This is a genomic window from Shewanella sp. YQ_9 (assembly GCF_043103185.1).
Classification (GTDB): Bacteria; Pseudomonadota; Gammaproteobacteria; order Enterobacterales; family Shewanellaceae; genus Shewanella; species Shewanella algae.
The window spans coordinates 14,772-38,761 of sequence record NZ_JBICJO010000004.1 but is presented as its reverse complement, the minus strand read 5'-3'; the positions used below and the strand labels follow the sequence as shown (position 1 = coordinate 38,761).

Below are 23,990 nucleotides of genomic sequence, written 5' to 3'. Positions count from 1 at the left end.
TCACTCCTTGTGCTGGTTGAGGCGTCTGAGATCTGCGCCCGTGTCTATGTCTATGGCGGCGCGGTGCAGCACTATCCGGCCCAGTCGTTGTTGTTGTAATTTCTCGGTCAGCAGGGCCTTGGCCCCTCGGTCACCCTGCAGTTGGCAAAGGGCGTTGAAGTCTGTGGCATTAAAGATAGCAGGCGCGCCGGGGGAGTCCCGGTAAAAGGCGCTGCTGCTGAGTTGGCTGCCCAGCCAACAGTCGAGCAATTCAAGGTAATCGGCGCTAATGAGCGCAACCTGATCGGCCAGCGCCAGTAGCAGGGCATCGGCGGAGCAGGCCTTGGCTTGCTCCGTGGCCAGGGCGATGGAGTGCCCCAGCCCCTGTTGCCAGAGAGGGTTGAAACAGCAGCTGGCATGGGTCGGCAACAGCGCTTGCAGTTGCTCCTTGTGGCCGCCGAGTATGGTCAGCAGCGGCAGCAGCTCAAGCTTGGGGTACTTCTGGCTTGCCTGAGCGCGCATCTGCTCCAGCGCTTGCCAGCTGAGGCGCAGCAGCGGCGTGCCATGGCTGTCCTGTGCCGCCAGTTTGGCGTGGCCGGGCACTGAGTCATCGGCGGCGAAGCGGCTCGATGCTCCGGCGGCCAGTAACACAGGCAATAGCCTCATGGCATCAGGCCCTCAAGCCCTCAAGCCCAGTCATGGGCGCATCAAACAAAACCCCGTGGCACTGGGCCAAAATGCTGAGGGCGATGGCCCCCGGGAGTTCGCCGCCGAGTGCCAGTCCGGCGGGCGCCGCCAGTGGCACGGCAAAGTCTGCCAGCCCAAGAGCGGCATGTTTGAGTACCTTATCGCGCCTGTGAGTTGGCCCCAATAGCGCCAGATAGCGTGGGCAGCTTACTTGCAGCCGTTTGAGAATGGCGCTGTCGAGCTCGACATTGTGGTGCATCACTATGGCACCATCCTGACGCTTGAGCCAATCGGCATCCAGCTGGTCGGCGCCGAGTTTGATTATGTCGCAACCGGCAAAGTCATGGCTGCGGGCGTAGGCGGCTCTGGGGTCGACGACGCTCACCTGCCAGTCCAGTTGCAAAGCCATCTGTGCCAGCGGCTTGGCATCCAGACCGCCGCCGAAAATCGCAAGCGCAGGTTTGGGGCCCACAGGTACGGTTAACCAGCTCTGTTGCCCGTTCTGCCCGGTTTCTGGACTCCAAATCCCGGTGCGGCGAAAGTCATTGGCGGGGAAAGGCAGAGGCTCGACATAGGTTGAGGGGGAACCCAGGGGTAAAAAGCGCGCCTCAAGGGTTGCGGGCGCTTCACCGGCTTTTGGCATCAGCAACTGCCAGAAGCCGGATTGACCGGCATTCAGAGCCTGGCGCAACTCATCGAGTGCCAGAAAATGATTCTCCCGCCCCAGAGGCAGCAGGCAGATGTTCACCAAGCCGCCACAACCCAGTTGGTAACTGGCATCCTGATCGTCGCGGGCGTCATAACAGACTTCCACCACCCTTTGTTCCGTCAGGGCCTTGTGTGCCTGATGGCGCAGATCGGCCTCCAAACAGCCGCCGCTGAGGATCCCCAGGCTCTGGCCCAGGGGATGAAACAGCATCATGGCTCCGGGTTTGCGATAAGAAGAGCCTTGTACCGAGGTGATCAGCGCCAGCACCCAGGGCTCATCTGCGCTAAGAGCCCATTGTTGCAGCAAGGTTTGCAGATGGTGCGCCATAAACTTCCCGTGTTTTTGGTGGAGAAGTTAGCATTGCATAAAATAGCACCGGGAAACAATCTTGCCGGGTGTGGCAAGTCAGGGAGGGGCCGTGGGACTCGGCGGCAAGCGCAGTAAAAAGGCCCGCCTGTCGGCGAGCCTGAGTGGTTAAGTTTAGTGACCTACATAGTCGATCATCTGCAGCAGTTGCATCCGAACCGCATCCGGCGTTTGGCTTTCCCAGAAGCCGGAGGTGTAGGCTATCAAGGGCAGCAGGAACAGCAGCCCGAGTACCAGCAGCATTACCGACTTGGCCGACCAGAAATGATTGCGGCTAAGGCCGAACCCCAGCGCCGCTTTCTTGGGACAGGCGGCCACGCAGCGCATGCAGGCCTGGCATTCATCGCTGTGCACTGTATTTTTGGTATGCACTATGATGCCGGCCGGACAGGCGCGGGTGCACTTGTCGCATTTCATCCCCTTGGACTCTATCAGGCAGTGCTCAGGGGCGCGGCGGATTTTCAGCGGGCTGAGAAAACTCAGCAGTCCCAGCAGGGCGCCATAGGGGCAGAGGTAACGGCAAAATCCCTGACGGCGCCAGGCGACAATGGCAAGGATCAAGCCAAAGCAGGCCAGGGTGATGAGTCCCGGAGTGATGAAAAACAGCGCCATCTTGAGATCGGCTATCTTGTGATAATTACTCTCCAGGTAGCCGGGGATCCCCATAGACGGCATGCCCAACACTATGTAGAGCAGCGCCGCCAACAACAGATACTTGAGCATACGCAGTGGCCAGTCGAGCCAGGCAGGCGGCATAAATTCGCGCTTGATAAAGCGTTTACGCAGGCGATAGAGGTACTCTCCGGCCAACCCCAGCGGGCAGGCCCAGCCACAGAAGGCCCGCTTGCACAGCAGTCCGGTCAGTAGCACCACCGCCAGCATCACGGCCGCCGCCGGGTGGGTTTGATCCCAGAGTCCCAGGGTGGCTATCGCCTTGAGTTCTATACCGCCGGCAATGGGCAGAAACGCATCCACCACATCCGGGCGCCCAATCCAGGGCGTGACTCCGGCCTTGAGCATCAGGCTGTTGATGGTGTACTGAATCGCGACCAGAAACAGGGACAGCGCCAACAGGTGCTGGCAGCCGCTGCGCAGGTTATTGATCCTGGGCTCGGATTGCAGCAAGCCGGGGCGCAGTTGCTGCAGCAATGCCAGGCTACCAACGGCTGTCAGCGTGGCCAGCAGCAACATTGGGCTGCTGCTAATCAGCAGCGCGGTTAAAATCAGCAGCAAAGTGAGGCCGGCGCCGAAACGGCGGCCGCTCCACCAGAGTTGGCTGACACCATAGAGGAGTGCCAGCATGAGGGTGAGCGATTCGGTCAGTGTCATGAGAATATAGGCCAGCATCAAAGGACTGCCTATTGTGAACTCAAATAAGGGCACAAGTTCTTGAGTCAAAAAAGGAAGTGTGCAGCAGATCCAAGTTTACATTCGCAGATGGAAAAATTCGTGCACTGGCTCACAGCTGAAAAAAAGCCCCGCGGTGCGGGGCTATCTCTATGGCTTGGCGGTCAGTTACCCGACTCCATTGCCGCGATAAAGCGGTTGGACTCATCGATGGATTTATTCATCTCTTTGATAAGGCCGGAGATATCGCTCTGCAGACTGGCAAACTCCCCCTTGATGGCCCCTATGGTCTGGGCGTTGAGGTTGTGCTTGAGGTAGAGCATGTTGTCTTTCATTGAGGTCAGGATAGGAGGCATCTTGCTCTCGGCACGGCGCATGCTGCGGATCAGTTGCTCGTAGGAGCGGCGGGTCTCTTTCAGCTTGGCCTGGCTCTTACTGCGCAGGCTGGCCTTGCTGATCTCACCGATTTCCCCTTGCCACTCATCGAACAGGGCTTCGGCCACATCTTCCACCTTGTTGATGCGGTTGCTGACATCATCGGCGGCTTCCTGGGCCGACTCATATTCGTCTTTGGCCTTGTTGTAAGCCTTTTCCAGATCGCCGCCGTCATGGTTCAGCAGCGCCTGCATCTCTTCCAGTGCCGAACTGAACTGCTCCTGAGCTTCCTGTTGCGATTCTTTGGCGTCTTTGACCCGGTCGACCATGATGTCACGTTTGTGATAGCCAACTTTTTCCATGGCACCGTAATAGGCACTCTGGCAACCACCCAGCAGCAATCCCAGGCTGACCAGGGTGGTGGTGAGGATCTTGTTCATAAGCTTTCTCTTTTCTCTGTTTATGCTTTGTATTTGGCGGCATCTATGATGCACCAGAGATGGGCGATGGCACCTATGATAGCAGGAACTACCAACCACCAGAGGGCGTAACCTGTGACTGTCACCAGAAAGAAGATCAGTGCGGCCAGGATCCGCCCCTGAACCAACTGTCCCAAACCCGGGAAAAATACGCTTGCCAGCGCGGCAATCACATTGCCCGCCGATCCTTGTTGTGACATTAACTCTCTCCTTTAAATTGTGGAAGAAGCATTGAACGACGGGCCTCGGCGCATACCTATGCATAGCGCTGGCGTCATTCCCGGCTTCCTTTGCCCTGCTGCAGTGGCAGCATCACACTTTGTAATCCGGGCATTATTGTACGAAGATAGCGACACTAGACCCAGAGGATCAAGAGAAAACCGTGAGCAACAAGATAGATACCCGCAATTTCAGCTTGTTTATGAAAGGCTGCTGGCACTTCCTGCTGCACCTGAAACAGAGATTGCAGGACGATCAAATCAATATCCGAGCCGGTCATCTGGCCTATGTGACCCTGTTGTCGCTGGTGCCCATGGTGGCCGTTACCATGTCTATGCTGTCGGCTTTCCCTGTCTTCAAGGGGGTGCGGCAACTGATAGAAAACTTTATTTATCAAAACTTTCTGCCGGCCGCAGGCGATACGGTTCAGGTCTATATCAACGAGTTTGTCGGCAACGCCTCCAAGGGCACGGCCGTCGGTATCGGCGCCCTGGTGGTGGTGGCCATTTTGCTGATCTCCGCCATAGACAAGGCGCTGAACTATATCTGGCGCACCAAAGAAAAACGCCAGACTGTCGTGTCTTTTTCCATGTACTGGATGATCCTGACGCTGGGCCCAGTGCTGATGGGGGCCAGCCTGGCGGCCACTTCCTACTTAGTATCGCTGAAAATATTCAACGAAGCCGATACTTATGGTGTAGGTACCTTCTTTGTCGCGCGTCTGCCGTTTCTGTTTTCTGTTGCGGCCTTCCTGCTGCTTTACACTGTGGTGCCCAATCAAAAGGTGAAGCTGCTGCATGCCCTGCTCGGGGCCATAGTGGCTGCCTTGCTGTTTGAGGCGGGCAAGAAAGGCTTTGCCCTGTATGTGACTCACTTCCCCAGCTACGAGGCGATTTACGGCGCCCTGGCGACGATTCCGATACTGTTTGTCTGGGTCTACCTGTCCTGGATGATTGTCCTGATGGGAGCCGAGATCACCGCTTCATTGCCGGAATTCCTCGATGGTGAAGCCCCAGTGGAGCCGCTGGATGATGAACCCGGATCGGCATAATCCGTTTGCCCGCGACTGGCTGGAGGTGGGTGGCGGCCACCGCCTGTATCTGGCGCAATTCGGCAACCCGGAAGGCATCCCGCTGCTGTATCTGCACGGCGGGCCAGGAGCCGGTTGCAACCTTGAAGAGTTGGCGCTGTTTGATCTGCGCCGCTTTCGCTTATTGTTTCTGGATCAGAGGGGCGCCGGCTTATCGCGCTCCGAGAAAGGCCTGGCGCAGAATCATTTCCAGGGCCTGCTCGATGATCTCGAGTCGGTCAGGAAGGCGCTGCGGTTGCCGCGCTGGTGTCTGGCAGGGGGCTCATTCGGGGCAACCTTGGGGCTGGTGTACGGCGGTTTATTCCCTGAGCGGGTCATAGCCCAGACATATTGGGGCAGCTTTATCCCCTCTGCCGAGGGCCGCGATTGGCTCTATGGTGCTGCTGGCGCCGCCAGCCGTTTCCCGGTGGACTATCATGGCTTTTCCCGCTGGCTATCCAGGAGTGAGCGCAGCACTGCGGCGCTGCTGGAAAGCTATGCCAAGGGATTTACCTGCCTCAATGCCCAGGATTATATCCGCAGTTGGCTGCGCTGGGAGCAGCATCTGTCTTTACCCGGGGTACTGTTGCCGCCGCCAAGGGCGCATCGGGACAGCAATATGGCCAGAATCGAACTTCACTATGCCCGCCATCACTATTTCGAAGCCATGAGTCTATTTGACGCAGGGCTCAATAACTGGCCGAAACATACCCGCTTGCTGCAGGGGGAAAATGACTGGGTCTGTCCAACTCATTTGCTGCAGGCTCAGCTTGCGCGCCAGACCCGCCCGGCCGAGTTGCAGCTGGTGGCCGGAGGTCATCACTCGCTGGTGGATGATAAAATGCGTCACGCCGTGGTTGCAGCCCTGTGTGCTATGGGCGACACTGCGGCCTCTTGTGAAACAGAATTAAGGAGTCAGGATTGATCGCCCTGATACAGAGAGTCAGCCGTGCCAAGGTAACGGTTGCCGATGAAGTGACCGGCGCCATAGATAAAGGTTTGTTGGTGTTGTTGGGCGTTGAACGCCAGGATGATATGGCGGCGATGGAAAAGCTGGCCACCAAGGTGATGAATTACCGGGTATTCAGCGATGACAACGGCAAGATGAACCTCAATCTGACTCAGGTCGGCGGGCAGTTGTTGGTGGTGTCGCAATTTACCCTGGCGGCCGATACCAGCCGCGGTCTGCGTCCCAGTTTCTCGGGTGGTGCCAGTCCGGCTCAGGCCGAAGAGCTCTATGAAGCCTTTGTGGCATTTTGCCGTAGCAAGGGGGTGACCACAGAAACCGGCCGCTTCGCTGCCGATATGCAGGTGGAACTGCTGAACGACGGGCCAGTGACCTTTAATCTGAGTGTTTGATATGTCTGAGCCATCATTGCTTAAGCAGCTGGAAAACACCTGGCATGGCACCATCCCCGTCAGTGCCTTTATGGGGATCCGGCCACTGGCTTTTGATGGCACAGAATTTCGTGTCGGTGCACCGCTGGCGCCCAACATCAATCTGCATCAGACCATGTTTGCCGGCAGTATCTATACCCTGTGCACTCTGTGTGGCTGGGGCATGCTCTGGCTGCAACAGCAGCGGGCCGGAGTGAGTGGTGATATAGTGCTGGCCCAGGCCGAGATCCGTTATCGGGCGCCGGTGACTGCCAATCCCGGTGAGTTGATCGAGGCCAGAGTCAGCTGGCCGGGCGTGTCACTGACGCCTTTGAGTGAAGGGCGCAGGGTCAAAGTCAGGCAGGAGGTGGAACTCTGGAGTCACGGCCTTTGCTGTGCTTCTTTCTTGGGGGTTTACGTCAGCCAGCCCAAGCAAGAGGCGACCCTGTCCTAGCTGGGATTACCTAGGCTTACAGGTTCGGTTTTAACCTTGTAAGCCCTGGATAACAACCTTTCCTTTCTAAAAAATCGAATTTAATATCAAATTTTCTCCGCTTTTTTTCTATTTTATCCATCAGTAAACTGCTCAGCATAGATTGGAGCAAAAGCTCTGACTCAAACAAATTCCTGAATCGAAGCGGAGCAATATCATGAGCAAAGTATTAGTTTTGAAATCCAGCATCCTGGGTGGTTACTCTCAGTCCGGTCTCTTGGTCGACCACCTGATCAAGCATTGGCAGGAGCAGGGTTCCAGCATCACAGTCAGGGACCTGGCGGCCGAGCCTCTGCCGGTACTGGACGGTGAAATTGCCACCGGCCTGCGCGGCGGCGAACAGCTGAGCGAGCGCCAGCAACAGGCGTTGGCCTTGTCTGATGAGCTGATCCAGGAACTGAAAGATCACGACACACTAGTAATAGCTGCGCCCATGTATAACTTCGGTATTCCGACTCAGTTGAAAAACTGGATTGACCTGATTGCCCGCGCCGGTGTGAGTTTCAGTTACACAGAAAATGGCCCTGTGGGTCTTATCACTGGTAAGCGCGCGGTAGTGATCACTACCCGAGGTGGGGTACATAAAGACTCGACCACAGACCATGTGGTGCCTTATCTGAAAACCGTGCTGGGCTTTATTGGAATTACCGAAGTGGAAACCGTCTACGGTGAAGCGCTGAACATGGGCCCGGATGCCAACGCCAAGGGTATTTCAGCAGCCAAATCTTCGCTGGCGGCCATCTCTGTCTGAGGCAAACATCTCTTCCACCATCAATCTGAACGCCAGTTGCTTGACTGATTTGGTTCTACTGCCCCGGAGGTGACTCCCCGGGGCTTTTTTGTGACTGCTTGTCCGGCTCGAGCGCCTTGCTGCAAAGGGGACAAGCGGCATTGACTCCTTCGGCGGGCCACTGCTCACGATAACGCACCCGCGCAGAGGCTTGGCCGCGATGTTGGCTTATCTGAAATCGCCCGGGCTTGCTTGTCATTATGGTTACTCAGGTTGGCAGCAGACCAACTCCTTGAAGGCGCCGCCGTTGAGCACGCAATCAAAGCCGTTGGCCCGCAGAATTTCGCAGCCCTTCTGGGCGCGCATGCCGGCACCACAATAGAGCACAAAGGGTTCCTGCTTATTCGGTTGCTGCTTTAGCCAGGTATCCAGGGTATCCAGTGGCACATTCACCGCCTGCGGCAGGTGCCCTTCGGCATATTCGGCGGCCGAGCGGACATCCAGTACCCGAACTCCCTTGGCGATCATCTCATGGCACTGCTCAGGGCTCAGGCAGCCGTCTTGTGGATTGGCGTTGGTTTGCATTTTCAGACTCTCTATCAATTAGAAAATTTTCAATAAGGTTAATCTTATGAAATTGGAAATGCAATGGTCTGGATACTGGCCGTTTTCTCACCAGGGCTGTTTTTTGTTCTATCCTTTGGAAAAAGGAAATGATTTGAAAATAGTGTATGGACAAGAATATGCCAACAGCTCTCTGGCTGCAGGGTCACAACGCTTCTGAGCGCCTGGAGCGCATTCACGATCATCTGTTACTCAGCTACCCTTGGGTGGATCGTATCGCCTGTGCCCTGTATCACGATTCGACCGGGCTGCTAAAAACCTTTATCAACAGCACTCACAGGGGACAGGCCATAGTGGGTTATGAATATCCCATGTCCGACAGCCCGGTGCTCAGCCAATTGGCCGACACAGGGCAGTATCGGGTGATAGACGATATCAAGGCCAATATCTTGCCGGAAAACAGCCATTCGCGTTGGTTGCTGGAGCAGGATTACAACTCCTCCTTTACCGTGCCCCTCTACGATGAACAGAGGTTTCTGGGGTTTCTGTTCTTCGATTCATACCGCGTGGCGGCCTTCGATGCCAAGGCGCAGCGCGATATGGTGCTTTATGCCAACTTGATCAACATGTCTCTGTGCGCCGAACTCAATGCAGTGCGCACTATTCTCGCCTCGGCTCAGGTGGCACGGGACTTTGCCGACCTGCGCGACTTTGAAACCGGCGCGCACCTGGATCGCATGGCGGCCTATTCGGGCCTGATCGCCGGCATAGTCGCCCCCAAATACGGCCTGAATGATGAGCAGATAGAACATATCACCCAGTTTGCGCCGCTGCATGACATAGGCAAGATAGGTATTCCGGACAAGGTGTTGTTGAAAGAGGGGCCCTTAAGCATAGACGAGCGTACTCTGATGGAGACCCATGTGGATAAGGGCGAGTGCCTGATCCGCAAGGTGCTGGGGGATTTTGGTCTGGCGCATCTGCCGGATTCGACCATCATGCTCAACATAGTGGCCTGTCATCATGAGTATCTGGATGGCAGCGGCTATCCCCGAGGTTTGAAGGGGGAAGAGGTGCCGATTGAAGCCAGAATAGTGACTGTGGCGGATATCTTCGATGCCCTCAGCAGCGAGCGGCCCTATAAGCAGGCCTGGCCACTGGATGCCTGTTTCCGTGAGTTGAGAAGCATGGTGGCCGCCGACAAACTGGACGGCCACTGCGTCGAAGCCTTGGCGGCTTCGACTACACAGATCCTGGATATCATGGGGCGCTGCCGCGATGACAAGGCGGCCTGAAAAGAGGCCTGCAGTGCCGATGCATTCCGTTAAAGCTTCTTGGGCTTCTTACTCTGGTTTTCTAGGGCTTCCTGGGGCTAAGCTCAGTCCTGCCAGCAGCGGAAGATCAACGAAGTATTGATGCCACCAAAGGCAAAGTTATTGCTCATCACCAAGTCGGTATCCAGTGCCCGGCCTTCGGCGCGAATATAATCCAGCTCGGCGCAATTCTCGGCGACATTCTCCAGGTTGATTGTGGGTGCAAACCAGCCATCACGCATCATCATAATGCTCCACCAGGCCTCCAGCGCGCCGCAAGCGCCCAGGGTATGGCCGGTATAGCTCTTCAGCGATGAAATCGGCATCTGCTCGCCAAATACTGCGGCGGTAGCCCGGCTCTCGGCGGCATCACCGCGGTCGGTGGCCGTACCGTGGGCGTTGACATAGCCTATCTGCTGCGGCGCTATCTTGGCATCTTTGAGTGCCAGCCGAATCGCCTTTTCCATGGTGTCGGCGTTCGGTTGCGTCACATGCAGGCCGTCTGAATTGGTACCAAAACCCAGCACCTCGGCGTAGATACGCGCGCCTCTGGCCTTGGCATGCTCCAGCTCTTCGAGCACCAGGGTGCAGGCGCCTTCGCCTATCACCAGGCCGTCTCGGTCGCGATCGAAAGGCCTGGGGGTCAACTCAGGAGTGTCGTTGCGGGTACTGGTGGCAAACAGGGTGTCGAACACGACCGCTTCTGTGGGGCAGAGTTCTTCGCCGCCACCCGCCAGCATCAAATCCTGCTGGCCATACTTGATGGCTTCATAGGCATAACCTATGCCCTGGCTGCCGGACGTACAGGCGCTGCTGGTGGTTAATACCCGCCCCTTGAGGCCGAAAAATACCCCGACATTGACCGCCGTGGTATGGGCCATCATGCGGATATAGCTGGTGGCGGTAACGCCGCTCATATCGCCGTGTTTGAGCATGTCGCCAAAGGCGGTGATGGGATCTGTACTGCCGGTGGAAGAGCCGTAGGCTATGCCCATGGCGCCTGAGGCTATCAGAGGATCATGCAACAGGCCGGCCTCCTCCAGCGCCATTTCACTGGCGCGGGTGGCCATCAGAGACACCCGACCCATGGAGCGGGTCTTCTTGCGCGAATAGTGTGCCGGAGTGCTGAAGTCGCTGACCGGCGCCGCCAGACGGGTGTGCAGGCCGTCGAACCTGTCCCATTCATCCATGCGAACCACGGCATTTTGGCCTGCCTGCAGCCTGGCCTTGACGCTGTCCCAATCCTGGCCCAGGGCGGAAATGCCGCCCATGCCGGTAATCACCACCCTGCGGCTCATAGCATGCCTCCGTTGACCGAGATCACCTGGCGGGTGATATAACCGGCTTCGTCAGACATCAGGAAGTTGGCCAGTGCCGCTATCTCTTCAGGCTGGCCCATGCGCCGCAACGGCACCAGTTGCTGTACCAGTTCGGGGCTGAAGGCATCGACCATTTCGGTTTCGATAATCCCGGGAGCGATGCAGTTGACCGTGATCTTACGTTTGGCCAGCTCCAGTGCCAGCGCCTTGGTGGCGCCTATGATGCCGGCCTTGGAGGCGCTGTAGTTCACCTGGCCACGGTTACCGGCCAAACCGGAAACCGAAGACAGCGTAATGATGCGGCCGCCCTTGCGTCGTTGGATCATCGGCATCAGCGCCGGATGGATCACATTGTAGAAACCATCGAGATTGGTGTGGATGACGCCATCCCATTCGGCCTCTGTCATCGCCGGGAAAGCCGTATCGCGGGCGATTCCGGCATTGAGAACCAGGCCGTGATAGGCACCGTTGGCTTCTATGTCGGCCTCAATGACTTGGCGGCAGGTCTGGCGCTCGGCGACATCGAACTGCAGCAGGCTGACCTTGACGCCCAAGGCTTGGATTTCGGCGGCGCTGGCCTCGGCGGCGGCTTGATTGGCATGAAAGTGCAGGGCGATATCAAAGCCGGACTGCGCCAGGCGCAGGGCGATAGCCTTGCCTATGCCGCGGCTGGAACCTGTGACCAAAACTCTCTGTGTCATGCGGAATCTCCCTGCATCGCCTCCAGACTACCGGCAATATAGGCCTGGGTGTCCTGGGGCTGAAAAACGTTTACATTGGCGCTGGCGATCTCTGTGTCGCCATCAAAGATGCGGCAGTCGAACACTGCCAGTCCCGTGTCTTCCTGATAGAGGCGCTGCACCTGAGTCAGGTATTCGCGTCCGGGCAGGAATCCCGGGGTATGCATGCTGAGCTTACGGCTGCCCAGCAAAAAACCGACCCGGATAATATCACCGCGGGCCTCGGCTTCCACTCCGGCCAGTGCTGCTATGCTCTGGGCCATATATTCTATGCCGACATAATTGGGCACCAGAGCTCGGGCGTCATCGAAATAGGGGCTCTGCTCACTAATCTTCACCTTGGTCAGCAGCCTGTCTTGGCTGTGCTCGACCACGGCGTCTATCAGTATCATGGGCGCCCTGTGGGGCAGAAAATCGGCGATATCACGCTCGGTTAAAGGCTGGGTCATTCCGGGGCTCCACGGCTGAAGATCAGGCTGGCATTGCTGCCGCCAAAGGCGAAGGAGTTACTCATCAGGTGATTCAGAGAGTGGCGGCTGCCCTGTTTGACCAGCGGCAGTGCGGGATCCTTGCCATCCTGCTCACCATCCCACAGATGCGGCGGCAGTTGTCCATCAGGGTTGAGGGGCGACAACAGCAGCCAGCAGAATACCGCTTCCAATGCCCCGGCGGCGCCCAGTGCGTGGCCGGTCAAGGGCTTGGTGGAACTGCAAGGCGGCAGTGCTTCGGCAAATACCGAGTGCATGGCGCGGCTTTCCATGGCGTCATTCTTGGGGGTGGCAGTGCCGTGCAGATTGACATAGTCGATGTCATCAGGCGTCAGCTCCGCCTGCTTGAGTGCCATCTCCATGGCGGCAATTGCGCCGCTGCCCTCGGGATGGGGCGCCGAGATATGGTGGGCATCGGCCGACTCGCCGACACCGGACAGCAGCACCTGGCCGCTTCCTCTCTCCAGGGTAAACAGCGCCGCGCCTTCACCTATGTTGATGCCGTCGCGGTTGGCGCTAAAAGGATTGCAGTGCCCCTTGGAGACAGACTCAAGCGCATCGAAGCCGTTGAGGGTCAATTGGCACAGGCTGTCGACCCCGCCGACTATCACCATGTCGCACAGTCCGGCGTCCAACAGCCGTTTACCGGCGGCAAACACCTTGGCGCTGGAGGAGCAGGCCGTCGACAGTGTGTAACAGGGACCGCTCAGCTTGAACCAGGCTTGCAGGAAGCGACTGGTACCCCCCAGCTCCTGCTGAAAATAGTGGTAATCCGAAGGGAAATGGCCGTGGCGATTGCGGTACTCCAGTGCCTCTTCGCCCTTGGAGATCCCTGAGGTGCTGGTGCCTATGACAACCGCGATGCGCTCCTTGCCATATTTGGCCTTGGCGGCTTCCACCGCCGGGGTAATTTGCAGCGCGGCACACAGCAACAGGGCGTTGTTACGACAGTCATAGTCGGCAAACTCGGCGGGAATGGCCGGTAATTCGCTGTTCACTACCCCGACTATGGCCGGCCGTTCAAACAACAGGTTGTCGCGGCTGACCATGCCGCGGCTGTCACCGGCGAGCAAGGCGTTAAGCACCTCGTCGGCCCGGTTGCCGAGAGGGGTACAAAAACCCGCATGATTTATGGCTGTAGTTGTCATATCTCTGTTTTGGGATCCGGCCCTGTATCCATTACAGGGGCTTAATGTTCAGTTTTAAATCGGCCTGCGGCATGTTCATGGCCACTTCCGCATGCCAGATGTCGGGGCTGGAGTAACTTATCCGTATCAGCTCGCGATTGTCATTGCTCAGCAATACCCGGCACAGGACGGCGGCGCAATCTTCCAGTTTCACCCTGGCACCATCCAGATAAGCGTTCAGCTTTTCCTCCGGCCAATAGATGAGCTGCAGCAAGGCCAGCAGATATTCTGCTTTAAACTCATTGCCGAGCAGTACACTCTGCTCGCTGGTCAGTGTATGTCCATCGTAGATCAAGGTAAACAGTGCTTGGCCCAGAGGTGCCAGCCCCACCACTGTCATCTGCTGCGGCTGCAGTTCCAGTTGGCTGATAAGCTCATGGCTCTGCTCCCCTCGTTGCAGCCGCACCTGCTGGCTGAGACTGAGCGTTTGCTCCAAAGTTTGAGCTTGAACCGAGTCACTGCCCTGGGGCTCATCTGGCTGCTTTGCGTCTTTGGCAGCCTTGGTATCAGAGGTTTGTCCCTTGGGCGCGGCCTGGTTCAGCGGCAGCGGCGCCAGACAATAACTGACATCCTTTGCCAGGGCAACGCAGGTTTGGCGATACAATAGCTGGCTGCAGCCACTCAGGCCAACCAGCACAGTGGCAAGCAGTAGCAAGCGGGTGACAGCGGCTGTCATAAGGCTTCCTCGACGGCGTCGCGGCAGAGGTTCACCACCAGATCCAATCTGCGCCGGGATTCACTGACAAAGGGGTTGTTGCTGTCCCAGGCGTAGCCCGCCAGGATAGAGCAAATCATCTGTTTTATTTTGGGGTTGGCGTCTTCAAAGAAGATCACCTCCTGGAATCTGCCGTCATACCAGGCTTCCACATAGGTGCGGAAGGTGTTGACCCCCAGCATCAAGGGCTCGGCATAATCCTGCTGCCAGTCTACCGCTTCCCCCTTGAGTTGGCGTACCAGACAGTCGCAGGCCAGACTGGCCGAGTGCATGGCTATGGTCACCCCGGAGGAGAATACCGGGTCGAGAAACTCACCGGCATTGCCCAGCAGGGCAAACTTGTCACTGGCCAGGGTGCTGACATTGGCCGAATAGCCCTTCAAGGTGGCGCAGTCGCGGATCACTCTGGCGTCCTTAAGCAGCGCCTCCAGCCCTGGCTCTTCATTGACTATGGTGCGCAGTTGCTGCTCCAGGCTGCCTTCGAGTCTTGCCAGCAGATGCGGTTCGGCCACCACCCCCAGCGAACAGGTGCCGTTACTGAAGGGGATCAACCAATACCAGATATCCTTGTTGCGCGGATGCACGCTGATAAGGATCTTGTTACGGTCAAACTCCGGGTCGCTGATATTGTCCTCAATATGGGTAAAGATGGCCGAGCGGGCCGGCAGGCTGGAGGGGCATTCCAGCTGCAGCAATCTTGGCAACACCCGGCCAAAGCCACTGGCATCCAGCAGATATTTGGCCTGCACTGAATAGACTCGTCCATTTTCGTCTGCCACTGTCAGCCGTGGCTCTGCGCTGAGATCCACCGCGGTGACCGTCTGGCCATAACGTATCTCTACCCCTTGGGTACTGGCGGTGTCGGCCAGCAGCTTGTCGAACTGGCCTCGGGGAACCTGAAAGGTGGTGCCGGGGCCAGGGGTAAACTTGTCACTGAAATCAAAGGTGGTGTAGCGGCCGTTGCGCCGAAAGGCGGCGCCGTTTTTAAACTGAAACCCTGCCTCGGCCACGGCTTCTGTCATCCCAGCCTGCTCCAGCACTGTCATGCAGCAGGGCAGCAGGCTCTCTCCGATGGAAAAGCGTGGAAATTGGGCCCGCTCCAGCACCAGGGCATCTACTCCTTGTTGTTTCAGCAGGCTGGCCGCGACCGAGCCGGATGGCCCGGCACCGATAATTACCACATCGACTTGTTCCACGGCATTGGCAGTGTTCACTTTGCATTCCTTGTAAGAGTTGAGGTTAGGGGAGCGAGTAACAGGGTAAAACCTATGCCCAGCGCCAGGGTCATGCCAAAGGCGGCAATGGCATAGGTGTCACTCAAAGCCAGCAGGCCAAAGGCCAGCAGGGTTGAGGCGGCAGACATCAGCACCGCCAACATCACGCCTCTGGGATGCTGTTTAGCTTCGGCAAAAAACAGGCTGTAGTCCACGCCTATGCCGAACACCAACACCAGTGCCAGGGCATGAAACAGGGTCAAGCCGCTGCCGAGCCAGCCAAGGGCGCCCAGAGTCAGAATCGCCGCCAGAGTCGGCACCAGCGCCACCCAAAGGCCGCGGCGCAAACCAAAGCGCCAGCTGAAAATCACCGCCGCTAGTGTCAGTGCCAGTGCCAGCATCAGCAGGGTCAATTGACGGTATTTGGCCATCAGCGCCGAGATATCGGCGACCTTGTCGACCAACTGCACGCCCGGGTTGCTGCTTGCCAGCTGCTTGAGGGCGTCGAGATCGTGGATGCCACCGAGCAGCACTATGGCGGCGTGAGCCGTTATTCCGTCAGTGGGGGCGAGGTAGAGGTCACTCAGCCCTGAGGATTTAGCCCCTTCACTGGTGAGCCAGTCTGTGGCCGAGAGCGGCTGGAATTCGGCCCATTGCCTCGAGAGCGGCCCGGCCAGCTCGGCATTCAGCCCCAGGGTGTCCAAAACCGTATCAGTTTGGCGATAGATAAGCCCCTGCAACTGATGATCTTGCTGCTGGCGTTTGATGCTCGGCAAATAGCGGGCGATATTCACGCTGTTGCCGAGTTTGCCTTCAGCAATCAAACGCTCGAGCCCAGGCGCCAGCTGTTCGAGACGCTGCAGCATCTCCTCGGCGCTGTCACCTCGGACCAGCAGGAACTGGTTGTCTGTGCCGCCACTCAGCAGTTGCCTGAGAGTATTTTCCGGCTCGCTAACGGCTGCCGGGCTGCTCTGCAGCGCCCGGATGTCATCGTTGGCCTTGAGGTCAATGCCGCCAAACAGCAGCAGTAACCCCAGTGGCACCAGGATTAACAGACTGCTGCGCCGACCGAGAGCTTGCCAGAGACTCAGCAAGCGGCCAGCCAGCGCCAGTCGGCTGTCTCCGGCAAGCAAGGGGCTGGCGGCTATGGCCGGGTAAGCCAGCAGCAGTGTCAGCCAGGTGAAAATCAGCCCGCTGGCACAGAATACGGCCACCTGTTGCATGCCGGGAAAAGGTGCCAGGCCTATACCCAGATAGGCGCCGACACTGGTGAGCAAGGCCAGGGTCACGGCCGGGAATATCAGACCAATCACCTGTCTGGGAGAAGCCTTGGGATGTTGCAAGCGCTCGCAGTAGAAGTGAAAGCTGTAGTCGATGGCGATACCGATAAGGCTGGTGCCGAACACCAGAGTCAGCAGATGCAGTTCGCCAAACAGTGTCAGGGTAGTGACCGTCGCCGCCAGGAATCCACTGCCCAGGGTGAGCAGTGCCACCGTCAGCGGCATCAAGGAGCGAAACGCCAGCAGCACCAGCAGAATCACTCCAAGCAGGGAGACTAATCCGATACGGTTGATCTCGCTCTTGGCCGATTCTGTTGCGGCCGCGGCATGAAACAGGGCACCGGCCTTGAGCACTCGAATATCTTGCGGCAGAGGCGCCAAGGCCTGCTCCAGCGCCTTGAGCTGGATTGCCTGTTGCTGCGGGTTAAAGGCGCTGCCTATGCCCTCGGCCATCACTATGGCTGCATACTGGCCTTGCGGCGTTGGCGCCAACAGTATGCCATCTGCCTGGGTGAGACTGCGGCCCTCGGCCAGCGACTTGAGCCAGTCGGGGAACAACAACAGCGGATCTTCGGCAATCAGGTCGCTGCCGGCGGCGCCAAAGGCGCTATAGAGCTGTTGCTGCGCGTTTTGAATCAGAGGGGTTAATTCACCGCTAGCGAGTTGCTGCCTCTGGCTGTCACTGAGCAGCCCCATGCGATAGGGGAAATAGAAACGCCCCAGGGCGCTGAAGCTGTCGGCCTCGGCGCTGCGCACTCTCTTAAAGGCGTTTTGCTCCTTTTCCAGCGCACTCCGTAGCTGTTTGCCGGCGTCGATCGCCTGAGGCTTATCCTTGGCAATCAGGCCGATATACACTTGATTGCCCAGCTTCTGCTCCATGCGTTTCAGCGCTGCTTCGGCGAGTGGATCTTCCTGCACCTTGGGCAGCATGGCGAGAATGTCGCTCTGAATACGGCCGCCCTGTTGCCACTGCCAGACGCCAAGCAGAATAAGCAGCGTCAGCAGCCCCAGCCACAACAGCAGGCCAACCGGCGCAGAGAGCCTGGGACGAGAGCGCTCAGGGCGAGGCGACATCAGGGGGCCACCTCTGGAAAGAAGCGAGCGCGCTCGCTGTCATTGAGTGGGGATTTATCCAGTTCAGAGAAAAATATCTGGCTGATATCGCCGTTCTTGGCCAGCAGGGTCAGAGATTCGAGATCCTTATTGCCTTCGAGCACCATTTGCGGCAGCAGAGCTGCCATTGTCTGCTCCTTGGCCTTGAGTCCCAGTTGCCAATGACCCGCTTGGTCATTGAGCAGATAGAGTTCAAACCCTTGGCTCAATGCCTGAATATCACCGGAGAGCAGAGATTGCATCATGCGCGGCAGCATTTCAGCCATGGCTGCCGGGCCGGCATCGGCCTTGGTGACACTGAGCTTGCCCTGGCTGTCCTGCTGGATAAGCTCGCCCTGTTTCAGCAGCAAGAGGTTGCCGAAGGGAGTCTGCTGTTGCCAGAGCATGCCCAGCTCTCGCTGAAACAGAAATTCGCCGCTGCTGCGAAGTGGCTGCTTCAGCACCCTGAGCCAGCGCACCTGCTCAAACTGGCCTCGGCTGCTGTCGCTGAGAGCCATCTTAGTGCTTAACTGCTGCAGAGCCTGCTCTGTGGCCGCCCTGGCAAAGAGTTTGTCGAATGCCTGCGCCTCCGGCCTGATTTTTCCCTTGGCTTCGGCGGCCAATACTGCCACCGGCTCTGTCTGAGTGTTATCAGCCGCCACTTTTGCCAATGCCATAGTGGCTGGCGCCATTTCTCCCAATACCATAGTGGCTGGCGCCACTTCCCCTAAAGCCATGTTGCTGCAAGCGGCGCCAAACCAAACCAGTCCCAGCAGCCCAAGCAGTGTGGCTGGCTGCCGAGTGAGCCGAAAGCCGCAGGCTGAAGGTTTCATGACTTGGCCTCGGCGGCCGCGATAAAGGGCGTCAGGCGCTCGCGGAACACCGGCGGGGTCACCAAGCACAGTTCCTGAGTCTGCATATCCACCGCGGCCTGTATGGTGTAGCCCTTGGTGAGGCGCTCACCGCTGGCGGCGTCGCAAATCTGGTAGTTGATCTTCAGCCGATTTTCCCACTCAACCAAGGCGGCACTCACCCGGATCTTCTGCTCGAAACGGCTGGGTTTGACGTATTTCAGCTGCAGATCCACTATCGGCCAGGCGTAACCCGACTCCTGCATCCGCCGGTAGCCGTAGTCGAACCTGTCCAGCAGCTTGCAGCGGGCTATTTCAAAATAACGCAGATAGTTGCCGTGCCAGGTAATGCCCATGGAATCGACATCGTGGAAGGGGATCTCCAGCTCTATTTCAGTGCTGAGGATAGCTTTCATCGGCACACCTCCCACTCCCCGGCTTGGATCTTGGCCAGGGTTTGCCGCAACAAGGCTTCCAGCGGCCTGTCTTCAATCAAGAGTTCAAAGTCGGCTTCCAGCTGCGCCAGGGTGGTAGCTACTGACTCGGTCAGCGACTCCCGTTCCAGTTCACCGGCGAGCAGGCGCAGGCGGATCCCCTGACTCATGGCCAGCAGTGCGGCAGCGGCCACCTGCTCGGTCAGTTCCAATACCCGCAGGGCATCACGGGCGGCAATGGTGCCCATGCTGACCTTGTCCTGGTTGTGGCACTCGGTAGAGCGTGAGAACACGCTGGCGGGCATAGTGTGTTTCAGTGCCTCGGCGGTCCAGGCCGAGCAACCTATCTGCACTGCCTTGAAACCGTGGTTGATGGGGCTGCGCTCGCCCTGGCTGGCCGACAGGTTGGCCGGCAGGCCGTTGTTGAATTTGGGATCCATCACCAGAGCCATCTGCCTGTCCAGCAGATCCGCCAAATTGGCCACCGCATTCTTGAGGCTGTCCATGGCAAAGGCGATATGGCCGCCATAGAAGTGGCCACCATGGAGAATATGTTCCCCCTCGCCGTCCACTATCGGGTTGTCGTTGGTGCTGTTGAGTTCGGTCTCGATAAACTGGCGCATAAAGGGCAGGGCATCGGCCAAGACCCCAATAATGTGCGGCGCGCAGCGAATCGAATATCTGTCCTGTAGTCTATCTGAGTTACGTGGGTGCTCGTGGTGGTTGAGGTCTTCACGGATCCAGGCCGCGACCTGGTTCTGCCCAGGATGTGGCTTGGCGGCAAACAGTATCTCGTCGAAATGGTTGGAGTTGCCCTTGAGCGTCAGTGAGGCCATGGCGGTAATGCGGGCGCACAGGCGGCTCAGGTACTCGGCCCTGTCATAGGCCAGACAAGCCAGCGCCGTCATCACGGCGGTGCCGTTCATCAGTGCCAGGCCCTCTTTGGGCCTGAGCTTGAGGGCGCTGATCCCAAGTTCAGCATAGACCTCGCTGGTGGCGCGGCGCTGTCCTTGATAGAAGACCTCCCGCTCGCCAACCAGTACGGCGGCCAGATAAGACAGTGGCGTGAGATCGCCGCTGGCACCCACAGAGCCTTCCTCCGGGATCACCGGTACTATGTTGAGGTTCAGCAGCAGGGCTATGCGTTCCAGCAGCTCATAGCTGACACCGGACTTACCCACGGCCAGTGAGTTGAGGCGACAGGCCATCACGGCTCTGGCCTGGGGGATCTCCAGCACCTTGCCCATGCCGCAGCCATGAAAGCGCGACAGATGCAGCGGCAGCTCGTGTACCAGATCCGGGCCGACATTGACGGTACAGGAATCGCCGTAGCCTGTGGTGACCCCATAGACCACGCCTTCTTCATGAAGCAGGCTGTCGATAAAGCGGGCGCCGCGCTGGATATAGTCACGGTACTCTGCACTGGCGTTGAGGGTCACCGGCGCTCCTTTGGCGATGGCGACCACCTGTTCCAGTGTCAGTGATGTTTGGCCGAAGCCGACCGTCTTGGTGGCCTTAACTGTTGCGCTCATGAATTGTCCTTGGGGCGGTCAGCAACTTGGTCCTGCCGCCAAAAATCGAAAAAGTTAAACCACTGCAGTGGTGCCTTGCGGGCAAAATGTTCCAGTCGCTGGGCATAGAGGCCTGCTGCCTGTTGCAGTCGCTGCTGCCGCTCGGCTCTCGGGCCTTTGAGGCTCTGCTCGAAGGGCTCGAGCCAGACTTTATAGCCCTGCTGCTCCCGCAGGCAGAACATGGTGTAGATGGGGCAGTCCAGCAGACCGGCCAGAATAAAGGGGCCCTGGGGGAAGGGCGCCATCTCGCCGAGGAATGGCACTTTTACCGTACGACCCGGGCTGTGGCTGGAGGTGCGATCGGCGGCAATCACCACCAATTCTCCGGCCTCGACCTTGCTTTGCAACAACATGGAGGTGGCCGGGTTGAGTTCGGTGACCTGAAGTAAGTTGAGTTCACTGTCCGGGTTCAGCTGCTTGAGCACCCGGTTGAAGTTTTCGGCATTGCGGGTCATCACCATCACATTGACCTTCACCTTGCGCTGGTGAATGGAGATGGCGCGGCACAGCTCGATATTGCCAAGGTGGGACACCAGCAACACGGCTCCCTGGCCGCTTTGTAACTGCTCGGCCAACTGTTGACGGTCGCTGAACTCCACCTGCTGCAAGCGAATGCGATCGCACCAGGCATCGATGCGATCCAGCGCGGCATTGCCGAAGGCGAAGAAGTGGCGCAGGCTGTCGCGCCAAGTCACTGGCTGACCGAGGCTCGGGTGCTGTGGCTCCAGTGTCTGCACCCGCTTTAGAAACGCTTGTGACGCCTCGCGGGCCTGTCGCCCCGTGATAAAGAAGTAACAGATCACCGGGTACATGATTACCCGTGCCAGCCAGTGGCCGCCGAAACGATAGCTTTCGGCCAGCAGCTTGATACCCCAGTAGCTGCCCCGTTCCTTGACGTTGGACCAATGGGCGCCTTGGGGGTTGTCTTGTGCCGCTTGTATTGGCCCCAGTTTCTGCCCCTTGAGCTTGCGCCACAGCATGGAGAAAAACAGCCTGCTGTGCAGCTTGCTGATCCGCACATTGTCGGCCAGCCCCTGAAAATGGCTGCTGCCGTCTTCCGGGTAGATCACCTTGGTGGGGATATGCTCTATGGCAACACCGCGCCAGTAGAGACGCACCATGACTTCGATATCAAAGTCCATCCGCTCGCCGAGGGCTTCGCTGCGAAGCAGGGCTTCGGTGGCCGCCAGTGGATAGATTCGAAAGCCGCACATGGAATCGCGGATATCCAGGCTCAGGGTCTCGACCCAGACCCAAAAATGGGTCAGGTAACGGCCGTAGAGCCGACCCTTGGGCACGGAATCATCATATTGCGGCAGGCCGGAGATCAGCGCCTTGGGGTTGAGCTGCGCCCTGGCGATTAGCGCCGGAATATCTTCCAGATTATGTTGGCCGTCGGCGTCCACCTGTAGGCCGTGGGAAAAACCCGCAGCCCAAGCGGCGCGCAGGCCTGTCATCACGGCGGCGCCCTTGCCGCGGTTATAAGGGTGATGCAGCAGGCTGACCCAGTCGCTGTGTTGTTCGGCCAACTGTTGCAACAGATAGCGGGTCTCATCGTCGCTGCCGTCGTTGATCAAAAAGCAGGGCAGCCCCAGCGGTTTGAGGGCTTCCAGCGTTGCAGCGATATGGCCCCTGTGGTTGTAATTGGGGATGATCAGCGCCAGCTTCATTGCTTGGCCTCTGTCTTGAAGGCAATACGACCCGAGCCGAACTTCTGTTCGCCGTTGCTGTAGCTGAAGCTCAGTTTACCCTTGGCGGGGTTATTGCTGATGCTGAGGGTGACTTGCATATTCGGCAACAGCAGTTGCTGAAACTTGAGCACCTCGAGTACCGCGACTTCGGCATCATAGCCGAATGCCTGGCTGCCGAGACGCACGGCCCAGTCCAGTTGAGTCACGCCGGGCAATACCGGCTGGCCGGGAAAGTGGCCGGCAAACATAGGCAGCTCGGCCGGAATGCTCAGGCACCAACTGGCTTCATTGTCCTGATGCCGGTGTTGAAGAATGGGCGGAAGAACAGACTTAATCATGATCAAACAGCTCAAGAATATCGTTTTTGAGCAACTTGCCCTGGGCGTTGAGCGGCAGCTGCTGTGGATAGCGCCAGCGCCTTGGCAGAGTCACACGTTCAAATTGGCTCAGCAGATGGGCCTTGAGGGCGTTGTTGATGCTGAGTTTGCCCTCGGCTTCGAGCTGTGCCTTGCCGGCGGTGGAAAGCTCTACCGCCGCGCCCAGTTGCACCCTGGGGTTTTCCAGCAGCACCAGATGCGATTGGGTCACCCAGGGATGGGCGTTGAGCAAGGTTTCCATCTGTACCAGAGACAGGCGCTTTTCCTCTATCTTGACGATGCGGTCCAAGCGGCCTTCGAGGCAGAATTGGCCTTCGCCCAGCAGCCGGACCTTGTCTTCACAGCGGTATTGGCCGTCGTCTTCGAGATAGGGCGAGCGCAGCAGCAAAGCGCCGTCGCTGTCATTGCTCAGCTCCATGGGGGCAAAGGCCTGCCAGGGCGTGTCGCTGCTCTGTTGGCGCCGATAACCTATGCCGCCGGTTTCCGTGCTGCCGTAGACCTCGATTGGCAGGCTACCGTAGCAGCGCTTGACCCCTTGGGCGGCTTCCAGGCTCAGGGGCCCGCCGGAGCTGAAGATCAGGCTGGGAGTGTGCAGCTGGCGTTCATGCTCCAGCGCATCCGGCAGCCTCGACAGCTGCGCCGGGCTGCTGATCAGGCACAGGTTGGGAAACAGGGCGGTGTAATAACTCAGGGTTTCCGGGTATTCCACCAGATCGCTGAGGAAGGGGCGACTGGCCGCCAGTGGCCAGAGAATCTTAAACAGCAAGCCATAGATATGTTGGTGGCTGACAGTGGCAATCACGCTGCAGTGTGGCAGGTGAGCGGCGAAGGTCTGCTCCAGCACACTGACTTCTGCATCCAGTTGCTGCAGACGCTTGCGAACCGCCTTGGGTTGGCCGCTGGAGCCAGAGGTGAACAGCAGCAGTTCGCCGAACTCATCCTCCTCGGCCATCTGCGGCCAGGGCGAGTGGGGCAGTGACAGCTCTTTTTTCAGCTCGAGCCAGATCTTGCCCTCACACAGGGGGCGGTCTGACACTATGGCATCAAACTCCTGGGTCAGTTCGCTGAGGGTACCCGGCTGAGTGTTGGCCGGCAGTATGATCTGCTTGCCCGACAACAGGGCGGCGCAGAGGCCAACGGCGAACAGATCGCTGCTGTCGCAGGCCAGTAACCAACGCTTTTCCGGCCGGGCTTGCAGGCGCTGATGCAGATGATAGACCTGGGTGGCGAACAGTGAACCCGTGACTATGTCATGGTGGTTAAAACTGATCAGTTGTTGCCCTGCTGGGCCTTGGGTAAGCCAGGTTTTCAATAACTCTGTCAT

Annotated in this window: 26 protein-coding genes; 6 read left to right on the top strand and 20 right to left on the bottom strand. The window is 58.3% G+C overall.

Features of this window, described 5'->3' with window-relative positions; genetic code table 11:
• From ACF8D4_RS01330 to ACF8D4_RS01310, 5 genes are all read right to left on the bottom strand, one after another.
• On the bottom strand, positions 1–645 hold the full coding sequence (locus ACF8D4_RS01330) for an NTP transferase domain-containing protein (RefSeq protein ID WP_208136294.1): 645 nt from the start codon (positions 643–645) through the stop codon (positions 1–3).
• Positions 646–649: 4 nt separating this feature from the next.
• Positions 650–1,702 (bottom strand): XdhC family protein, encoded by a 1,053-nt coding sequence (locus ACF8D4_RS01325; RefSeq protein WP_392464419.1) that lies wholly within the window; start codon positions 1,700–1,702, stop codon positions 650–652.
• Positions 1,703–1,855: 153 nt separating this feature from the next.
• Entirely contained in the window at positions 1,856–3,070 is a 1,215-nt protein-coding gene (locus ACF8D4_RS01320) for a 4Fe-4S binding protein (RefSeq protein ID WP_028780045.1), read from the bottom strand.
• 182 nt (positions 3,071–3,252) lie between these two features.
• A complete protein-coding gene (locus tag ACF8D4_RS01315; RefSeq protein WP_045283279.1) occupies positions 3,253–3,903 on the bottom strand; it encodes a DUF2959 domain-containing protein in 651 nt (216 codons plus the stop codon).
• A gap of 20 nt (positions 3,904–3,923) precedes the next feature.
• Complete coding sequence (locus ACF8D4_RS01310; RefSeq protein WP_028780047.1) at positions 3,924–4,142, bottom strand: hypothetical protein; 219 nt, start codon at positions 4,140–4,142, stop codon at positions 3,924–3,926.
• 221 nt (positions 4,143–4,363) lie between these two features.
• On the opposite strand from ACF8D4_RS01310, the gene ACF8D4_RS01305 reads away from it, so the two are divergent.
• The 5 genes from ACF8D4_RS01305 (at position 4,364) to ACF8D4_RS01285 (ending at position 7,851) form a co-directional block, all read left to right on the top strand.
• The gene (locus ACF8D4_RS01305) at positions 4,364–5,212 is read left to right on the top strand and encodes a virulence factor BrkB family protein (protein WP_186265752.1); all 849 of its coding nucleotides are present in this window, start codon (positions 4,364–4,366) and stop codon (positions 5,210–5,212) included.
• Positions 5,163–6,155, top strand: a complete 993-nt coding sequence (locus ACF8D4_RS01300) for an alpha/beta fold hydrolase (protein WP_392464417.1) — start codon at positions 5,163–5,165, stop codon at positions 6,153–6,155. Before ACF8D4_RS01305 ends, ACF8D4_RS01300 begins: the two co-directional genes overlap by 50 nt.
• A complete protein-coding gene (gene dtd / locus ACF8D4_RS01295) occupies positions 6,152–6,589 on the top strand; it encodes a D-aminoacyl-tRNA deacylase (RefSeq protein ID WP_028780049.1) in 438 nt (145 codons plus the stop codon). The genes ACF8D4_RS01300 and dtd overlap by 4 nt, the downstream gene beginning before the upstream one ends.
• Position 6,590: 1 nt before the next feature.
• Complete coding sequence (locus tag ACF8D4_RS01290) at positions 6,591–7,061, top strand: thioesterase domain-containing protein (protein ID WP_025010144.1); 471 nt, start codon at positions 6,591–6,593, stop codon at positions 7,059–7,061.
• 196 nt (positions 7,062–7,257) lie between these two features.
• A complete protein-coding gene (locus ACF8D4_RS01285; protein WP_392464414.1) occupies positions 7,258–7,851 on the top strand; it encodes an FMN-dependent NADH-azoreductase in 594 nt (197 codons plus the stop codon).
• Between the two features lie 55 nt (positions 7,852–7,906).
• Here the strand turns inward: ACF8D4_RS01285 and ACF8D4_RS01280 are convergent, their stop codons facing one another.
• Both ACF8D4_RS01280 and ACF8D4_RS01275 read right to left on the bottom strand, forming a co-directional pair.
• Positions 7,907–8,089, bottom strand: a complete 183-nt coding sequence (locus ACF8D4_RS01280) for a hypothetical protein (RefSeq protein WP_144165052.1) — start codon at positions 8,087–8,089, stop codon at positions 7,907–7,909.
• 5 nt (positions 8,090–8,094) lie between these two features.
• The gene (locus tag ACF8D4_RS01275) at positions 8,095–8,415 is read right to left on the bottom strand and encodes a rhodanese-like domain-containing protein (protein ID WP_345869442.1); all 321 of its coding nucleotides are present in this window, start codon (positions 8,413–8,415) and stop codon (positions 8,095–8,097) included.
• Positions 8,416–8,573: 158 nt separating this feature from the next.
• Here ACF8D4_RS01275 and ACF8D4_RS01270 point away from each other — a divergent pair, with 158 nt between their 5' ends.
• A complete protein-coding gene (locus tag ACF8D4_RS01270) occupies positions 8,574–9,689 on the top strand; it encodes an HD-GYP domain-containing protein (RefSeq protein ID WP_392464412.1) in 1,116 nt (371 codons plus the stop codon).
• 83 nt (positions 9,690–9,772) lie between these two features.
• Here the strand turns inward: ACF8D4_RS01270 and ACF8D4_RS01265 are convergent, their stop codons facing one another.
• The 13 genes from ACF8D4_RS01265 to ACF8D4_RS01205 are packed head-to-tail and all read right to left on the bottom strand — an operon-like array spanning position 9,773 to position 23,990.
• Positions 9,773–11,005: a beta-ketoacyl-ACP synthase gene (locus ACF8D4_RS01265; protein WP_392464410.1), complete on the bottom strand. Its 1,233-nt coding sequence runs from the start codon at positions 11,003–11,005 to the stop codon at positions 9,773–9,775.
• Positions 11,002–11,727 (bottom strand): 3-ketoacyl-ACP reductase FabG2, encoded by a 726-nt coding sequence (locus tag ACF8D4_RS01260; protein ID WP_025888491.1) that lies wholly within the window; start codon positions 11,725–11,727, stop codon positions 11,002–11,004. The genes ACF8D4_RS01265 and ACF8D4_RS01260 overlap by 4 nt, the downstream gene beginning before the upstream one ends.
• Positions 11,724–12,215 (bottom strand): hotdog family protein, encoded by a 492-nt coding sequence (locus ACF8D4_RS01255; protein ID WP_028780055.1) that lies wholly within the window; start codon positions 12,213–12,215, stop codon positions 11,724–11,726. Before ACF8D4_RS01255 ends, ACF8D4_RS01260 begins: the two co-directional genes overlap by 4 nt.
• Positions 12,212–13,402, bottom strand: a complete 1,191-nt coding sequence (locus ACF8D4_RS01250) for a beta-ketoacyl-[acyl-carrier-protein] synthase family protein (RefSeq protein WP_096142505.1) — start codon at positions 13,400–13,402, stop codon at positions 12,212–12,214. The genes ACF8D4_RS01255 and ACF8D4_RS01250 overlap by 4 nt, the downstream gene beginning before the upstream one ends.
• Before the next feature lie 31 nt (positions 13,403–13,433).
• The gene (locus ACF8D4_RS01245) at positions 13,434–14,117 is read right to left on the bottom strand and encodes a DUF3261 domain-containing protein (protein ID WP_096142504.1); all 684 of its coding nucleotides are present in this window, start codon (positions 14,115–14,117) and stop codon (positions 13,434–13,436) included.
• The gene (locus ACF8D4_RS01240; RefSeq protein ID WP_062793396.1) at positions 14,114–15,370 is read right to left on the bottom strand and encodes an NAD(P)/FAD-dependent oxidoreductase; all 1,257 of its coding nucleotides are present in this window, start codon (positions 15,368–15,370) and stop codon (positions 14,114–14,116) included. The genes ACF8D4_RS01245 and ACF8D4_RS01240 overlap by 4 nt, the downstream gene beginning before the upstream one ends.
• Positions 15,367–17,724 (bottom strand): MMPL family transporter, encoded by a 2,358-nt coding sequence (locus ACF8D4_RS01235; RefSeq protein WP_144220700.1) that lies wholly within the window; start codon positions 17,722–17,724, stop codon positions 15,367–15,369. Before ACF8D4_RS01235 ends, ACF8D4_RS01240 begins: the two co-directional genes overlap by 4 nt.
• Positions 17,724–18,575: an outer membrane lipoprotein carrier protein LolA gene (locus ACF8D4_RS01230; RefSeq protein ID WP_392464407.1), complete on the bottom strand. Its 852-nt coding sequence runs from the start codon at positions 18,573–18,575 to the stop codon at positions 17,724–17,726. The genes ACF8D4_RS01235 and ACF8D4_RS01230 overlap by 1 nt, the downstream gene beginning before the upstream one ends.
• Entirely contained in the window at positions 18,572–19,009 is a 438-nt protein-coding gene (locus ACF8D4_RS01225) for a thioesterase family protein (RefSeq protein WP_100143393.1), read from the bottom strand. The genes ACF8D4_RS01230 and ACF8D4_RS01225 overlap by 4 nt, the downstream gene beginning before the upstream one ends.
• Entirely contained in the window at positions 19,006–20,559 is a 1,554-nt protein-coding gene (hutH, locus tag ACF8D4_RS01220; RefSeq protein ID WP_392464405.1) for a histidine ammonia-lyase, read from the bottom strand. The genes ACF8D4_RS01225 and hutH overlap by 4 nt, the downstream gene beginning before the upstream one ends.
• On the bottom strand, positions 20,556–22,268 hold the full coding sequence (locus ACF8D4_RS01215) for a glycosyltransferase (protein WP_392464403.1): 1,713 nt from the start codon (positions 22,266–22,268) through the stop codon (positions 20,556–20,558). Before ACF8D4_RS01215 ends, hutH begins: the two co-directional genes overlap by 4 nt.
• Positions 22,265–22,627, bottom strand: coding sequence for a thioester dehydrase (locus tag ACF8D4_RS01210; RefSeq protein WP_392464401.1), 363 nt, complete (start codon positions 22,625–22,627; stop codon positions 22,265–22,267). The genes ACF8D4_RS01215 and ACF8D4_RS01210 overlap by 4 nt, the downstream gene beginning before the upstream one ends.
• Positions 22,620–23,990 carry an AMP-binding protein gene (locus ACF8D4_RS01205; RefSeq protein ID WP_392464400.1) on the bottom strand — a complete coding sequence of 457 codons (1,371 nt, stop codon included), beginning with the start codon at positions 23,988–23,990 and terminating at the stop codon, positions 22,620–22,622. Before ACF8D4_RS01205 ends, ACF8D4_RS01210 begins: the two co-directional genes overlap by 8 nt.